The 15,283-nt window shown below is 72.2% G+C and carries 13 protein-coding genes; 5 read left to right on the forward strand and 8 right to left on the reverse strand.

What is annotated here, in order from left to right:
• Positions 1-14 precede the first annotated feature (14 nt).
• From J2S41_RS06695 to J2S41_RS06725, 7 genes are all read right to left on the reverse strand, one after another.
• Positions 15-1,166, reverse strand: a complete 1,152-nt coding sequence (locus tag J2S41_RS06695) for a cytochrome P450 family protein (protein WP_310364420.1) — start codon at positions 1,164-1,166, stop codon at positions 15-17.
• Between the two features lie 175 nt (positions 1,167-1,341).
• The gene (locus J2S41_RS06700; protein ID WP_310376310.1) at positions 1,342-2,001 is read right to left on the reverse strand and encodes an HAD family hydrolase; all 660 of its coding nucleotides are present in this window, start codon (positions 1,999-2,001) and stop codon (positions 1,342-1,344) included.
• Positions 2,002-2,205: 204 nt separating this feature from the next.
• Positions 2,206-2,895, reverse strand: a complete 690-nt coding sequence (locus J2S41_RS06705) for a neutral zinc metallopeptidase (protein WP_310364421.1) — start codon at positions 2,893-2,895, stop codon at positions 2,206-2,208.
• A 36-nt stretch (positions 2,896-2,931) separates the two neighbouring features.
• Positions 2,932-5,472 (reverse strand): ABC transporter permease, encoded by a 2,541-nt coding sequence (locus J2S41_RS06710; protein WP_310364423.1) that lies wholly within the window; start codon positions 5,470-5,472, stop codon positions 2,932-2,934.
• Positions 5,472-6,263, reverse strand: a complete 792-nt coding sequence (locus tag J2S41_RS06715) for an ABC transporter ATP-binding protein (RefSeq protein ID WP_310364426.1) — start codon at positions 6,261-6,263, stop codon at positions 5,472-5,474. The genes J2S41_RS06710 and J2S41_RS06715 overlap by 1 nt, the downstream gene beginning before the upstream one ends.
• Positions 6,264-6,549: 286 nt before the next feature.
• On the reverse strand, positions 6,550-7,224 hold the full coding sequence (locus J2S41_RS06720) for a response regulator (RefSeq protein ID WP_310364427.1): 675 nt from the start codon (positions 7,222-7,224) through the stop codon (positions 6,550-6,552).
• Between the two features lie 11 nt (positions 7,225-7,235).
• Positions 7,236-8,429, reverse strand: a complete 1,194-nt coding sequence (locus J2S41_RS06725; protein ID WP_310364431.1) for a sensor histidine kinase — start codon at positions 8,427-8,429, stop codon at positions 7,236-7,238.
• 223 nt (positions 8,430-8,652) lie between these two features.
• Here J2S41_RS06725 and J2S41_RS06730 point away from each other — a divergent pair, with 223 nt between their 5' ends.
• Positions 8,653-9,270 carry a PilZ domain-containing protein gene (locus J2S41_RS06730; protein WP_310364434.1) on the forward strand — a complete coding sequence of 206 codons (618 nt, stop codon included), beginning with the start codon at positions 8,653-8,655 and terminating at the stop codon, positions 9,268-9,270.
• Here J2S41_RS06730 and J2S41_RS06735 read toward each other — a convergent pair.
• Positions 9,258-10,217 (reverse strand): RecB family exonuclease, encoded by a 960-nt coding sequence (locus J2S41_RS06735; RefSeq protein ID WP_310364435.1) that lies wholly within the window; start codon positions 10,215-10,217, stop codon positions 9,258-9,260. The genes J2S41_RS06730 and J2S41_RS06735 overlap by 13 nt on opposite strands.
• Positions 10,218-10,390: 173 nt before the next feature.
• Here J2S41_RS06735 and J2S41_RS06740 point away from each other — a divergent pair, with 173 nt between their 5' ends.
• The 4 genes from J2S41_RS06740 to arc all read left to right on the forward strand — a co-directional run bounded on the left by J2S41_RS06740 (position 10,391) and on the right by arc (position 15,198).
• Positions 10,391-11,458 carry a M50 family metallopeptidase gene (locus tag J2S41_RS06740; protein ID WP_310376311.1) on the forward strand — a complete coding sequence of 356 codons (1,068 nt, stop codon included), beginning with the start codon at positions 10,391-10,393 and terminating at the stop codon, positions 11,456-11,458.
• A gap of 62 nt (positions 11,459-11,520) precedes the next feature.
• Positions 11,521-12,474, forward strand: a complete 954-nt coding sequence (locus tag J2S41_RS06745) for a tRNA (adenine-N1)-methyltransferase (RefSeq protein WP_310364436.1) — start codon at positions 11,521-11,523, stop codon at positions 12,472-12,474.
• Positions 12,471-13,058: a hypothetical protein gene (locus J2S41_RS06750; RefSeq protein WP_310364438.1), complete on the forward strand. Its 588-nt coding sequence runs from the start codon at positions 12,471-12,473 to the stop codon at positions 13,056-13,058. Before J2S41_RS06745 ends, J2S41_RS06750 begins: the two co-directional genes overlap by 4 nt.
• A 358-nt stretch (positions 13,059-13,416) precedes the next feature.
• On the forward strand, positions 13,417-15,198 hold the full coding sequence (gene arc / locus J2S41_RS06755) for a proteasome ATPase (RefSeq protein ID WP_310364441.1): 1,782 nt from the start codon (positions 13,417-13,419) through the stop codon (positions 15,196-15,198).
• The last annotated feature ends 85 nt before the right edge of the window (positions 15,199-15,283 follow it).

The raw sequence follows: 15,283 nt of genomic DNA on the forward strand, positions 1-15,283 counted from the left end.
TGGGGCTTTTGCCCTTAATGGACCGACGGTACGGGCCAGGTGGCGGCGAGCCGGATCGGGCCGCGGTGCAGCAGGTTCGCCGGGTACGACACCCGGAACCCGTCCGCGGCGCGCAGCCCGGGCAGCCGGGTGGCGAGCGTGCGCAGCGCGATGCGCGCCTCCACCCGGGCGAGCTGAGCCCCCACGCAGTAGTGGATGCCGCGCCCGAAGGCGAGGTGCGGCTCCGCGGACCCGTCGGGATCGTGGTTCGCCGCACCGAGCGCCGCGTAGAGCTGCGCGCCGGCCGGGATCGGCGCGCCGCCGAGCTCCGTGTCCGCCACGGTACGCCGGAACGTGCCCTGCACCGGCGGGTCCGCGCGCAGCGTCCGCTCGATCACGTCGTCCGGGTCGTCCGGCAGCCCCTCGGGCCGGGCGAGCGCGGCCAGCAGCGCGTTGCCGATCAGGTTCGTGGTGGTCTCGTGCCCGCCGAAGATCAGCGTGATCAGCAGGCTGATGATCTCCAGGTCGGTCAGGTCGCCGCGCAGGACGTCGGTGAGCAGGTCGTCGCGGCCGTGGGCGCGCCGCTGGGCGATCAGCGCGGCCAGGTACCGCTCGAACTCCACCGAGCCGTGCGCGGCCGCGACCTGCTCCGCGTCGCTCGCGCCGAACGAGGTCAGCACCTTCAGCTGCTCGATCCACCCGCGCACCCGGGGCGCGTCCGCGCGCGGGATGCCGATCAGTTCGCAGATCACCAGCAGCGGCAGCGGCAGCGCCAGCGACCGGATCAGATCGGCCGCGCCGTCCGCCGCGATCGCGTCCACCAGTTCGCCCGCCAGCCGCTCCACCCGCGGGGTGAGCGCGCGCACCCGGCGCGGCGAGAACGCGGCGGCGACCAGCGCGCGCACCCGGGTGTGCTCCGGCGGGTCCTGGTTGAGCAGCGCGAACACCTCGGGGTGCCCGGTGGCGAGGGTCTCGGCGACGCCCGGCGCCGGCGACATCGGCGTCCGGATCAGGAACTCCGACGAGAACCGGGCGGGGTCGCTGAGCACCGCCTTCACGTCCGCCCGCCGGGTCACCACCCACACGCCGAACGCGTCCGCGAAGAACGGCGGGCCCTCACGCAACCGCGCGTACAGCGGATACGGATCGTCGAGGTGCGGCGGCGCGAAACGGTCGAACTCCGGCATGCGGGCGCTCCTGTGAACCGGGGTACGACGCAGCGTAGGCGATCCCGGGCCGCCCGTGGGGGCGTGGTTCCTCCGGCGACCACCCACGGCTCCGGCAGGGAGGCCGCCCCGCGGCCGACCGGTGCCCGCGGGAGCATGCGGACGGGGACCCGCCGGAAGCGGGCAAATCCAGATCTTAAAGATCCTTCCGCGGTACGAGCAGCGTCGCCAGGTGCGGGACGTCGACGTCGGCGAGGGAACCGCGCAGGTGGATGCCGGTCTCGCCGTGCAGGTGGCTGAGGTCGAGCTCGCACGGGACCGCGAGCACGGTGGCGCCGGCCGCGCGGGCGGACGCGATGCCGGCCGGCGAGTCCTCGATCGCGACACACGCGGTGATGTCGACGCCGAGCGCGTCCGCGGCCGTCCGGTACGGGGCCGGGTCGGGCTTGTTCGCGCTGACCTCGTCGCCGCAGACCACGACGTCGAACGAGTCGCGGCCGAGCGTGTCCAGCGCGACCTCGACCAGCCGGCGGCGGGTGGAGGTGACCAGCGCGGTCGGGATGCCGGCGGCGCGGACCGCGGCCAGCAGCACCATGGCGCCGGGCCGCCAGACCAGGCCGGAGCGGAACAGCTCGACGACGCGGTCCTCCAGCGCCAGGGCGCCGGCGGCCGGGTCGCGCCACGGCTGGCCCAGGTCCCGGTGCATGATCCGCATGGACTCCTCCATCGCGGTGCCGACCATGGCGGCGCGCGCGGCCTCGGAGATCTCGCCGCCGTAGGAGCGGCCCAGCTCCACGATGGCGATCTCCCAGACCTTCTCGCTGTCGATCAGGGTGCCGTCCATGTCGAAGAGCACGGCGGCGGGGCGGAGGACGGCGGGGGACTGGGTCTCGGTACGCAGGTCACTCACCCGGCCCATTGTCCGGATCACCGCGCCCGGCTGCCACGGAGTGTGAGCGGATCCGCTCAGCCGGCGCGGTGCAATGCCGATGAGCGACACGGCCGGTGAAAGCGTTGTGAGCAGGTGACCGCCCCGGGAGGTTCTCCCGGGGCGGACTACTCAGCTGATGTCGCAGACGTCCAGGCCGCGTTCGTAGCCGCTGAAGAACGCGTTGGTCCGCTGCTCGGCGGTGCCGTGCGCGTTCGGCGCGAACCACGGCTGGCTGGGGTCGTCACCGACAGCGAGCAGGCCGGTGCGCAGCTCCTCCATGTCCCCGTCCTCGATCTGGAGCCGGCCGGCCTGGATCGAGCCGCCGAGGTAGGCGCCGGCCATGCAGTCGGCCTGGAGCTCCTGCTCGATCGTGTACTCGTACTGGAGCCCGAACCGGACCTGGACGCCGTGCGCGTACTCGTGGCCGAGCAGGTAGTAGACGAACGCGTCGCCGATCTGCCCGAACGCGCCGAACGCCCACTCGATGTCGTACGCGATGAAGTCGCCGGCCGAGCAGTAGACCGCGTTGCGCGCGGGGATCGGCTGCCGCGCGCAGGCGACCTCGCCGTCCTCCCGGTACGGGACGATCTCCCGAACCGGCTCGAAGGCGAGGCCGCTCTGCCGGAACACGTCGTTCCAGTACTGCTCCGCGACCGTGACCGCGGACTCGATGTCCGTGGCGAACTCGTCCTCGTTGCTGGCCCGGCCCGGGTTGTCGGCGGCGCCGGTCGTCCCGCCGCCGCCGACCCCGTCCCCGACGGCACAGCCGACCGCCAGCACCGCGCCCGCGATCAGCGCGGCCACCACGCGTCTTCTCACATCCTCGAGGGTACGGCCTCCACGGTGGACCCTCGATCACTCGTAGGCGATGGCGTCCAGGACGTTGAGCCGGGACGCCCGCCGGGCGGGCAGCACCGCGGCGAGCACGCCGGCCAGCGCGGCCGCCACCAGCAGGCCGGCGAGCTGCGCGTACGGGATGGTGACCACGGACAGCAGATCCTGCTGGCGCAGGGCCAGCGACGCGGACGCGCCCAGACCGACGCCGAGCGCGATGCCGAGCAGGCAGCCGTAGACCGCGATCAGCAGCGACTCCACCCGCACCATGCCGCGCACCTGGCGCCGCGTGGTACCGATCGCGCGGAGCAGGCCCAGCTCGCGGGTCCGCTCGTAGATGCTGAGCACCAGCGTGTTCACGATGCCGAGGAAGGCCACGATCACGGCCAGGGCCAGCAGCACGTAGAAGATCGCCAGCACGCCGTCGACCAGCGCGTTCTGCTGCGCGATGAACGACTCCTGATCGCCGACCGTCACCAGCGGGTAGTCCGCCATGATCCGTTCGACGCCGGCCACCACCGCGTCGGTGTCCGCGCCCTCGTCCAGCGCCACGAACCCCTGCATCGCCAGCGGCCCGGCGAACGTCTCCACCGCGGACTCCGGCAGCAGCAGCCCGGCCGTCAGCTGACTCTTGTAGATCCCCGCGATCGTGTACGTCCGCGGGCCGCCCTTCGCGCCCTCGACCGTGGCCGTCTCGCCGACCGTCAGCCCGAGCGTGCCGGCCGTGTTCGTGTCGATCAGCGCCTCGGTGGGACCGGACGGCGCGACCGTGCCGGACTCCTCCTCCAGCGCGAACATCGGCCCGGCCCGGCCCAGATCGGTGGCGGAGACGAACTGCTGCGGCTGCCCGTTCACCGTGGCCACGCTGAAGTGGTACGCGATCGACTCGCGCACGCCCGGCAGCGCGTCGACCTCGCGCAGCCGCGCCGGGTCGAAGCCCTCCCGGCCGTCCGGCAGCTGCTGCGAGTTGGTCAGGATCATCACCTCGGCACCGATGTCGTTCTCCACCAGGTCCCGTACGGTGGAGCGCAACGACGAGCCGATCACGGTGACCGTGCTGACCAGCGCCACGCCGATCATCAGCGCGACCGCGGTCACGGACGTGCGCCGCGGGTTGCGCAGCGCGTTGCGGCGGCCCAGGTCACCGGCCGTGCCCCAGGCGACCAGCCGGCCGATCGCGCCGGCCACCGGCCGGGTCAGCGCCGGCGACAGCAGCGCCACCCCGACGATCGACAGCAGCACGCCGGCGCCGATCAGCACCGCGGCCAGCGGCGCGCCGAACAGCGCCGCCGCGATCGCGGCCACGCCCAGCCCGGTGACGACCGAGCCGGCGACGGTCAGGCCGAGCATCGGCTTGTCCGGGCGGGTGACCTCGCGCATCGCCGCGATCGGCGGCACGGACGCGGCCCGGATCGCCGGGATCAGCGCGGCCGTCACCGTCATCAGCACGCCCAGCAGGTACGACACCACGATCGCGGTCACGCCGACGACCAGGTCACCCTCGGGCAGCGGCAGCCCGGCCGCGCCGGCCGCGGCCTGCAGCCCGTACGCCACGCCGATGCCGGCCAGCAGGCCCAGCGTGGAGGCGACGAAGCCGACCACCAGCGCCTCGATCAGCACGGACCCGGTGAGCTGGCCCCACCCGGCGCCGAGCGCGCGGAACAGCGCCAGCTCGCGGGCCCGCTGAGCGATGATGATGTTGAACGTGTTGAAGATCAGGAACATCCCGACCAACAGCGCCACCAGCGCGAACCCGAGGAAGAACCAGTTCACGAAGGTGAGCAGCTGCTTGAACGCGCTGGCCTGCTCCTCCGCGATCTCCGCCCCCGTCACGGCCTCGAACCCGGCCGGCACCACGGCCGCCACCCGGCTCTTGAGGTCGTCGTCGGAGATCGCGTCGGCGGCGGTCAGCGCGGCGCCGCCGTACACGCCGGTCTTGCCGTAGAACAGCCGCTGCGCCTCCGGCATCGTGAACGCGACCATGGTCTCGCCGGACAGCGACGGCCGGCCGCCGGAGTACTCCAGCACGCCGGTCACCGTGTACTCACGGGACTCGTAACGCGGTCCGATGTAGACCTTCAGCCGGTCGCCGACCCCGACGCCGGCCTGCTCGGCCGTGAACCGGGTCAGCGCCACCTCGGTGTCCGCGGCCGGCACCGCGCCCTCGGCCACCTGCAACAGGTCGCCGCCGCCGGCCCAGCCCACGCCGAGCTGCGGCGCGCCGGACGACGGCACCGCCTTGCCGTCCCGCGCCCGGAACGGCACGACGCCCTGCGCGGACGCGTCTCCCGACGCGCTCGCCACGCCGTCCACCTGGCTCAGCCGGGTGACGTCCGCGTCCGTGAGCAGCGGCGGCGACTCGGCGCCCGCCTCGGAGTCGGCCCGCACCTGCACGGCCGTCTCCTGGTTGACGGTCTGGAACAGCCGCTCGAAACGGCCGCCCAGCGAGTCCGTGAGCACGAACGCGCTGGACACGAACATGACGCCGAGCACGATCGCCAGTCCGGAGAGGACCAGGCGCAGCTTCCGGGCCAGCAGGCTCTTGATCGTCGCGCGCAGCATCAGCGCACCGGCTCGGTGTCGGGCTGGTTCTCCGGCAGGTCCAGGTGCTTGAGCTTGTCCAGCACCGCGTCCGCGGTCGGCGCGGACAGCTCGTCCACCATCCGGCCGTCGGCCAGGAAGACCACGTGATCCGCGTACGACGCCGCGACCGGGTCGTGCGTGACCATGATGATCGTCTGCCCGTGGTCGTGCACGCTGTTGCGCAGGAACGCCAGCACGTCCGCGCCCGCCCGGCTGTCCAGGTTGCCGGTCGGCTCGTCCGCGAAGATCACGTCCGGCCGGGCCAGCAGCGCCCGCGCGCACGCCACCCGCTGCTGCTGACCGCCGGACAGCTGCGTCGGCCGGTGGTGCAGCCGGTCCTTCAGCCCCACCGTGGTCACGATCGTCTCGAACCACGCCGGGTCCGCCTTGCGCCCCGCGATGGACAGCGGGAGCAGCATGTTCTCCTCCGCCGTCAGCGTCGGCAGCAGGTTGAACTGCTGGAAGATGAACCCGATCTTGCTACGCCGCAACTTGGTCAGCTGCGTGTCGTTCATGCCGGTCAGCGGCGTCTCCCCGATATGGATCATGCCGCGGGAGACCGTGTCCAGGCCCGCCAGGCAGTGCATCAGCGTCGACTTCCCGCTGCCGGACGGCCCCATGATCGCCGTGAAGCGGCCCTTCTCGAACCGCGTGGTGATCCCGGCCAGGGCGGTCACCTGCGCCTCCCCGCTCCCGTACACCTTCCACACATCCACGGCCGACACCGCCGCCGTGGCGGCCCCCACCGTGCCGATCCCGTCGTCCGACATTCCGACTCCCCGTCTATGCGACTCCCGCAAACCCGCACGGCCTGCCCACCTGACGGTACGGGTCGCATGCCGCCCGGCCGTCCATCGTTCGACTGGTCGTGCGGTCACCCACTGGACGGTCCCCCCGTCCTCCTCAGGTAGGAGACCCCCGCTCTCCGCCCCCCTCGCGTGCCTCCCTCTCCCGCCCCTCCCTCCCTCCCTCCCTCCCTCCCGCGTCGATCTAGGGCGGATTCGCGTGATTGGAGATCAAACCGCCGGAATCCGCCCTAGATCGGCGCGGCAGGGGTTAGGGGCGGGGGCGGACGAGGCCGGACTCGTAGGCGAGGACGACGGCCTGGACGCGGTCGCGGAGGCCGAGTTTGGTGAGGACGTGGCCGACGTGGGTCTTGATGGTGGTTTCGCTGACCGAGAGGGCGCGGGCGATCTCGGCGTTGGAGAGGCCCTTCGCGACCTGGACCAGGACCTCGCGCTCGCGTTCGGTGAGGGAGTCGAGGGTGCGGGGTGGGGTGGCGGCGAGGTCGGGGAGGACGACGGCGAAGCGGTCGAGGAGGCGCTTGAGGATGCGGGGGGCGACCACGGCCTCGCCGGCGGCGACCGTGCGGATGGCGGTGACCAGATCCTCCGCGGGTACGTCCTTGGCGAGGAATCCGCTGGCGCCGGCGCGGAGGGCGCCGACCACGTACTCGTCGAGGTCGAAGGTGGTCAGGATGAGCACCCGGACCGGGAGGCGGGCGTCGACGATGGCCTTGGTGGCGGCCACGCCGTCCAGGCGGGGCATGCGGATGTCCATCAGTACCACGTCGGGCTGGAGCCGCCGGGCCAGGTCGACGGCCTCGGCGCCGTCGCCGGCCTCGCCGACCACGTGCAGGTCGGCCTCGGCGCCGAGCACCATGCGGAAACCGGTCCGCAGCAGTGGCTGGTCGTCGGCGAGCAGGATGCGTACCGGTCGTCCGTCAGTCACGTGATCCCCCTTCAGTCCATGGGGATCTTCGCGTAGACGCGGAAGCCGCCGCCAGGGCGGGGGCCGACGCGCAGCGTGCCGCCGTAGAGCGCGACCCGTTCGCGCATGCCGACCAGGCCGTGGCCGGCGCCGTGCTCGGAGCCGGGGACCGGGCCGCGGCCGGTGTCGAAGACCTCGACGATCAGCCAGTAGACGCCGAAGCTGAGCCGGACCTGGGCGGTGGCGCGGCCGGCGTGCTTGAGCGCGTTGGTCAGCGCCTCCTGGACGATCCGGTAGACGGTGAGCGCCACGCCCGGCTCCAGCTCGGTGGGGGTGCCGTCGATCTTGAGGGTGACCGGGAGGCCGGCGTCGCGGACCTGGACGGCGAGCGCCTCCAGGCCCGCTATCCCGGGCTGGGGGGCCAGTTCGGCGGCGGGCTCGGCCTCGGTACGCAGTACGCCCAGCATGCGGCGCAGCTCGCGCATCGCGGTCCGGGACGTCTCCTCGATCGTGGTCAGCGCCTCGTCGGCGGCGTCCGCGTCGGTGCGCAGGACCCGCCGGGCGCCGGTGGCGAGCACGCCCATCACGCTGACGTTGTGCGCGACCACGTCGTGCAGTTCGCGCGCGATGCGGCGGCGCTCGTCCGCGACGGCCTGCTCGGCCAGCGCGCGCTGGTTGGACTCGGCGGCGAGCGCGCGCTCCTCCAGCGCGCGGGCGGTCACCCGGCGGCCGTGCACGGCGCGGCCGACCAGGAAGACGACCAGGCCGAGCAGCGCGTTGTTGACGGCGAGGTAGACCAGCGGTACGCCGTGCTGGCCGAGCCGGTCCGGGAGGATCAGCGGCGAGACCACCACGGGCAGCCAGATCAGCACCACGGCGATGATCGCGGCGCGCAGCGACAGCCGGGAGCCGGCCGTGTACGTCAGGATCGCGAACGCGATCGGCAGCGTGAGCGGCTGCGGGGTGTCGAGCAGCGGCGTGGCCACGGCCGGCAGCAGCATCAGCAGCGCCGGCCAGAGCAGGACCCGGCGCAGCACGATCGGCACCGCGAACCAGAGCGTCAGCAGCACCACGACGGCCGGGTGGCCGGTCAGCTCCTCCGGGCCGAGCAGCGCCACCAGCACGTCGGCCACCAGCACGGCCAGCGTCAGCGCGCAGTCCCAGGCGAGCGCGTGCCGTGGCCGCCGGCTCCGCCCCGCGGCGAGCCAGCTCCGCAGGGTCCTCATCCGGCGGCGGCCCGGTCGCGCACGATGTTCATCACCTCGGAACCTATCCGCCCGCGGCGCGCCGCGAATCGCCCGCGACGCCGACCCGGCCTCCTCCCACAGCAGGAGAACCGCCTATGACCTCCGGCACAGTGCTAAGGCCCCGGCCCCGGCTGCCGATCACTTCGCCACCGAATCGCACCGATACGGCACCACACCGCGAGCACCGCCGGAGGCGACCGAGATGGCACTGCGACTGCCCTGGAAACGGCGGATGCCGGAGCCCGAGGCCTTCGTCGACCTGCCGGACGACGCCGACCTGGTGACGCTGGTCATCGGCGAGCGGACGTACCGGGACCTCAGCGTCATCCGTACCCCGGACAGGGCCTGGAACTTCCGGCTGCCCGGCGGCCTGGAGGAGGGCGCGACCGTCGAGCTGGTCTGGACCGCGGACGGCCGGGGCGGCGAGGGCACCGGGTGCGTGGTGCGGGCCACGGACGCCACGGTCGGCATCCGGGCGACGCGCGTGCAGACCGGCATCCAGCGCCGGGGCAGCCTGCGGGTGCCGGCCACGGTGCCGCTGTCGCTGACCGGGCCGGACGGCGTCTCCTACTCGCTGACCACGCGGAACCTGTCGCTGGGCGGGGCGCTCGCGTTCGGCCGCGGGCCGGAGCCGGGGGAGCCGCTGCCCGGGCGCCTGGACCTGCCCGGCCAGTTCGTCACCGTGAACGCGCGGGTGCTGCCCGGCCCGGACCCGGTCAACGTGCACCGGCTGCTCTTCGTCGGGCTCACCACGCAGGCCGAGGACCTGATCGCGGACTACGTCGCCGCGCAGGAGCGGCGTCGCGCCTACGCCCGCTGATCCGCGGTCGGCTGCTGCGGCACCGGCTCCGGGTACGGCGGGGGCGTCCCACCGTACGCCGGGCAGAGCGCCTTGTGGTTGCACCAGCCGCACAGCTTGCTCGGCTGCGGCCGGAAGTCGCGGGTGGCCGTGGCCGTCTCGATCGCCTTGGCCAGCGCCAGCACGGTGCGCTCGAACCGCTCCAGCTCCTCCACGTCCGGCGAGTAGTCGCAGACCTCCACGTCCTTGAGGTAGATCAGGCGCAGCACCCGCGGCACCACGCCCCGGGTGCGCCACAGCACCAGCGCGTAGAACTTGAGCTGGAACAGCGCCTTCGCCTCGAACGCCGCACGCGGCGCGCCACCGGTCTTGTAGTCGACCACCCGGATCTGCCCGTCCGGCGAGACGTCCAGCCGGTCGACGAAGCCGCGCAGCCGCAGCCGGTCGTCGATCACCGTGGAGATCAGCTGCTCGCGCTCGGCCGGCTCCAGCCGGCGCGGGTCCTCCAGCGTGAAATAGCCCTTGACCAGGTCACGCGCGGACGCCAGGAAGTCCTCCACCCCGGTCACCGGCGTCTCGCCCGGCTGCACCTCGATCAGCACCTCCGCCCGCGCACCCTCGGGGACGGGTTGCTCGAACAGCGTGGCGAGCGCCGGGTCCTCCTCCAGGAGCCGCTCCCAGGACGGGGCGACCAGGCCGAAGGCGGCATCGGGGGTACGGTCGGCGGCCGGCAGATCGTAGAGACGCTCCAGGACCGCGTGCACCAGCGTGCCCCGCAGCTGATCGGCCGTGGGCTGCTCGGGGATGCGATCGATGGTGCGGAAGCGGAACAGCAGCGGGCAGGTCTTGAAGTCGCCGGCCCGGGAGGGGGAGAGTGACGGGCCGGTCCAGTCCGGCTCGGCCAGCTCGGCGGGCGTGGCGGTGGAACGGCCTGTCGGCAAGTGGGGCGCCTCCGTCTCCGTGGTCATGCCGCAAGGCTACGGGTACGGTATGACGGTTTCGGTGAGCGCACGCGGCCACCACAGTCACAGGCTTCCCACGTAGCATCGGCACGGTGGACAACGAGGCGCCCGAGCCGGGCCGTCGCGCCGGCGTCACGGTGGGGCGGATCTTCGGCGTCCCCGTCCACCTGAACGCGTCGATGCTGCTGCTGGCGCTCGCGGTCACCGTCATCTACGGCGAGTTCGTCCGCGGCACGCTGGAGCTGTCCCGCCCGGCCGGTTACGCGGTCGGTTTCGGTTTCGTCGTCTGCCTGCTCGGCTCCGTGCTGCTGCACGAGCTCGGCCACGCGCTGACCGCCCGCCGGTTCGGCATCGGCGTGCGCGGCATCACGCTGGAACTGCTCGGCGGCTACACCGAGATGGACCGCGACGCCCCCCGCCCGCGGGTCGACCTGCTGGTCTCGCTCGCCGGGCCGGCCGTGTCGCTGGTGCTCGGCGTGCTGGCCACCGTGGCCGCGCTGCTGCTGCGCGACGGCACGCTGGCCGACCAGGTCGCGTTCCAGCTCGCGGTCAGCAACGTGGTGGTGGCCGTCTTCAACTCGCTGCCCGGCCTGCCGCTGGACGGCGGGCGCGCGCTGCGGGCCGCGGTCTGGGCGGTGCACGGCGACCGGCACACCGCCACCGAGATCGCCGGCTGGTCCGGCCGCGCGCTGGCCGGCCTGACCGCGCTGGGCGTGCTCGTCACGTACCTGCTGGGCTGGTTGAGCGTCTTCGGTCTGGTCTTCATGCTGCTGGTCACGCTCACCCTGTGGCAGGGCGCGGGCCAGTCGATCCGGCTGGCGCGGATGAGCCGCCGCTTCCCGATGATCAACCTGTCGCACCTGGCCCGGCCGGTCTTCGCGGTCCCGGCCGGCACGCCGCTGGCCGAGGCGCAGCGGCGCGGCCGGGAGGCCGGCTCCGGCAACGCGGCGCTGGTGGTGGCGGACGCGTCCGGGCGGGTGGTCGCGCTGGTGGACGGCGCCCGCGCCGCCGCGGTCCCGGCCGAACGGCGGCCCTGGGTCAGCGTGGACACGGTCGCGCGCGGCGTCGAGGGGATTCCGGCGATGTCCGTGGACCTCACCGGTGAGCAGGTGGTGCGCGTGGTGCAGACTCACCCGGGCGCGCAGTACCTGGTGACCGCCGGCGAGGACGTGGTCGGCGTGCTGCACCTGATCGATCTGGCCGAGGTGCTCGAGCCACGCCGTGGCCGGGGCAACCCCGCCGTTTGAGCCCCGATACGGTGTTCGCGCCCGTATCAATAGAGATAGCAGGACCGAGGAAGAGGAACACCGTGACCGTACCGTCCACCGCCGTCGTCCCGACCGACCAGCCGGTGCCCGCGCGCCGCGGGCCGTTCCGGGCGGGCGACCGGGTCCAGCTCACCGACCCGAAGGGACGCATGCACACGGTGGTCCTCGAGCCCGGCAAGTCGTTCCACACGCACCGCGGCGCGCTCGACCACGACGACCTGATCGGCCTGCCCGAGGGCAGCGTGATCACCTCCGCGAACGGTACGGCGTACCTGGCGCTGCGCCCGCTGCTCTCCGACTACGTGCTGTCCATGCCCCGCGGCGCCCAGGTCATCTACCCGAAGGACGCCGCCCAGATCGTGCAGATGGGCGACATCTTCCCCGGCGCGAAGGTGCTGGAGGCCGGCGCCGGCTCCGGCGCGCTGAGCTGCTCGCTGCTGCGCGCGGTCGGCGACGGCGGCGAGCTGCACTCGTTCGAGCTGCGCGAGGACTTCGCGGTCATCGCCCGGAAGAACGTGGAGGCGTTCTTCGGCGCGCCGCACCCGGCCTGGCACCTGCACGTCGGCGACGTCGCGGAGAACCGGGAGACCGGGTTCGACCGGATCATCCTGGACATGCTCACGCCGTGGGAGGCGCTGGACATGGTGGAGCGCGCGCTGGTGCCCGGCGGCGTGTTCATCGGCTACGTGGCCACCACGCCGCAGCTGTCCGAGCTGGTGGAGGCGCTGCGCGAGCGCGGCGGCTGGACCGAGCCGCGCGCCTGGGAGTCGCTGGTGCGCGACTGGCACGCGGAGGGCCTCGCGGTCCGCCCCGACCACCGTATGATCGCGCACACCGCGTTCCTGGTCTCCGCGCGCAAGCTCGCGCCCGGCGTCACCGCGCCGCCGCGGCGGCGCAAGCCCTCCAAGGGCGCCGAGGCGTACGCGGTGCGCAAGGCCGCGATGCAGGGCACGGTCGTTCCGGAGCAGCCCGACGACTCCCCGGAGGTCGAGTGAGCCACAGCCTGGGTGGGGGAGGGGACCTGCCCGCGGTCTTCCCGGACTGGTCCCCCTACCACGACCTCGACTCGGCCGCCCGCGCCTACCTGCGCGACCCCGACGTGGCGCTGGAGTCGCTCGGCGGCGTGCTGCGCGGCGCCGACGTGCTGTGCTTCACGCTGGAGCGCTTCGTCAACGAGGTCAACGGCGTGTGGCAGGAGGTCGTCGTCTGCGACGGCAACCGGCTCATACTCTGGCACGGCGAGGACGTCCCGCTGGGCGAGGGCCCGCCCGGCTCGATGACCTCGTCGCTGCGCGTGGTGCCGCTCTCCACCGTCACCGAGGTCGGCTGCCGCCGCCAGCTCACCCGCACCCCCAGCGGTCAGGCCCAGGTCGGCAGCGTCGACGTGTACCTGCTGCTCAGCACCATGGACGAGGCCGCCCCCGGCGGCGGCGCGCTGGAGGACGGCGAGCGCCCGCCGGTCCGCCACGACGCGCTCCGCTTCGGCAAGACCATCGACGACGGCGGCGCCGGCCAGATCGCCCGCCTCGAGGAGTTCGCCCGGGTCATCGCCTCGCTGGTCGGCCGGCCGACGCTGTAGACCCGAAGACCGAACACGCTCCGGTCGATCGCGGACGAGACGGCACATGGCCGGGTGGACAAGGGGTTCCGGGCCGGGTGGAGGGCGGACGGGGTGGACACGGGCGCGTGAATCCGTGAATTGAGGGGTGGGAGGACTCACTCCGTACCGCTGATGTGGGTTGGTGTTCTTCGGGGGTTTTCGCGCCATCCGATGGAAGTTTTCGCACTCCGGGGGCATGTTCCGGCCCTGATGACCGGTTGTGATCGCATGGACACAACTGATCAAGCTTCGGTGACGAGGGTGTTGCGTGGGTTGGAATCCCGGCTTTTGCGGCTAGTGTTATCTCAAGACGTTCGAGCCCCCGGGGAGGTGGGACGTGGCACGTAGCGACGACGCGGACTCGCGCGCCGCACGGTGGGAGAAAGAGGCCCACGATCTCTCCACGCAGGTCGCGTTTCTTCAAGAGGAACTCGCTCTGGTGCGGCGCAAGCTGACCGAAAGCCCCCGTCACGTAAGGCAGCTCGAGGAGCGGCTCGCGGCAACGCAGGCGCAGCTCTCCCGGCTGTCGGAGAACAACGAGCGACTGGTGGCCACCCTCAAGGAGGCCCGCAGCCAGATCGTCACGCTGAAGGAGGAGATCGACCGCCTGGCGCAGCCGCCGAGCGGTTACGGTGTCTTCCTGACCCGCCATGAGGACGGCACCGTCGACGTCTTCACCGGTGGGCGCAAGCTGCGCGTGGCGGTGTCACCCTCTCTGGAGGTGGACGAGCTTCAGCGCGGGCAGGAGGTCCTGCTCAACGACGCGCTGAACGTCGTCGACGCGTTCGGCTTCGAGCGCGTGGGCGAGGTGGTGATGCTCAAGGAGATCCTGGAGTCGCCCACCGGCGGCCCGGGTGACCGTGCGCTCGTCATCTCGCACGCCGACGAGGAGCGCATCGTGCACCTCGCCGACACGCTCATCGGCTCCGCGCTGCGGGCCGGTGACTCGCTCATGATCGAGCCCCGTTCGGCCTACGCGTACGAGCGGATCCCGAAGAGCGAGGTCGAGGAGCTGGTCCTGGAGGAGGTGCCGGACGTCGGTTACTCCGACATCGGTGGCCTGCACTCCCAGATCGAGCAGATCCGCGACGCGGTCGAGCTGCCGTTCCTGCACGCCGACCTGTTCCGGGAGCACCAGTTGCGCCCGCCGAAGGGCATCCTGCTCTACGGCCCGCCCGGCTGCGGCAAGACCCTCATCGCCAAGGCCGTGGCGAACTCGCTGGCGAAGAAGATCGCCGAGCGGCAGGGCAAGGAGAAGCACACCAGCTTCTTCCTGAACATCAAGGGCCCGGAGCTGCTCAACAAGTACGTCGGCGAGACCGAGCGGCACATCCGGCTGATCTTCCAGCGCGCACGGGAGAAGGCCGGCGAGGGCACCCCGGTCATCGTGTTCTTCGACGAGATGGACTCCGTGTTCCGCACCCGCGGCACCGGCGTCTCGTCCGATGTGGAGAACACGATCGTCCCCCAGCTGCTGTCGGAGATCGACGGCGTGGAGGGCCTGGAGAACGTCATCGTCATCGGCGCCTCCAACCGCGAGGACATGATCGACCCGGCCATCCTGCGCCCGGGCCGGCTGGACGTGAAGATCAAGATTGAGCGTCCGGACGCCGAGGCGGCCAAGGACATCTTCAGTAAGTACATCCTCAGCGGCCTGCCGCTGCACGAGGACGACCTGGCCGAGCACGGCAACGACGCGGACGCCACGGTCGCCGCCATGATCGAGTCGGTCGTGCTCCGGATGTACTCGGAGACCGAGGAGAACCGGTTCCTCGAGGTCACCTACGCCAACGGTGACAAGGAGGTCCTGTACTTCAAGGACTTCAACTCCGGCGCCATGATCCAGAACATCGTCGATCGCGGCAAGAAGATGGCGATCAAGGAGTTCCTCTCCTCCGGACGCAAGGGCCTGCGCCTCCAGCACCTGCTGGACGCGTGCGTCGACGAGTTCCGGGAGAACGAGGACCTGCCGAACACGACGAACCCGGACGACTGGGCCCGGATCTCCGGCAAGAAGGGCGAGCGGATCGTCTACATCCGTACGCTCGTCTCCGGCGGCAAGGGCGCCGAGGCCGGCCGGTCCATCGAGACCGCGTCGAACACCGGTCAGTATCTGTAAGTGTCGTTGTGGAACGGGCGGCCCGCGGGGCCGCCCGTTTCTTTTTATCCATGTGCCGACACGTTTCGTCACCCCTCGTAGGGGC

It is taken from the genome of Catenuloplanes atrovinosus, assembly GCF_031458235.1.
Classification (GTDB): domain Bacteria; phylum Actinomycetota; class Actinomycetes; order Mycobacteriales; family Micromonosporaceae; genus Catenuloplanes; species Catenuloplanes atrovinosus.

Bases quoted from the DNA above. Each gene is read 5' to 3' on its own strand.
- J2S41_RS06715 (WP_310364426.1), bottom strand. From the start codon at position 6,263: ATGTCGGACGACGGGATCGGCACGGTGGGGGCCGCCACGGCGGCGGTG.
- J2S41_RS06740 (WP_310376311.1), top strand. From the start codon at position 10,391: ATGCTGCTGCTGGCGCTCGCGGTCACCGTCATCTACGGCGAGTTCGTC.
- J2S41_RS06735 (WP_310364435.1), bottom strand. From the start codon at position 10,217: ATGACCACGGAGACGGAGGCGCCCCACTTGCCGACAGGCCGTTCCACC.
- J2S41_RS06725 (WP_310364431.1), bottom strand. From the start codon at position 8,429: ATGAGGACCCTGCGGAGCTGGCTCGCCGCGGGGCGGAGCCGGCGGCCA.
- J2S41_RS06730 (WP_310364434.1), top strand. From the start codon at position 8,653: ATGGCACTGCGACTGCCCTGGAAACGGCGGATGCCGGAGCCCGAGGCC.
- J2S41_RS06695 (WP_310364420.1), bottom strand. From the start codon at position 1,166: ATGCCGGAGTTCGACCGTTTCGCGCCGCCGCACCTCGACGATCCGTAT.
- J2S41_RS06710 (WP_310364423.1), bottom strand. From the start codon at position 5,472: ATGCTGCGCGCGACGATCAAGAGCCTGCTGGCCCGGAAGCTGCGCCTG.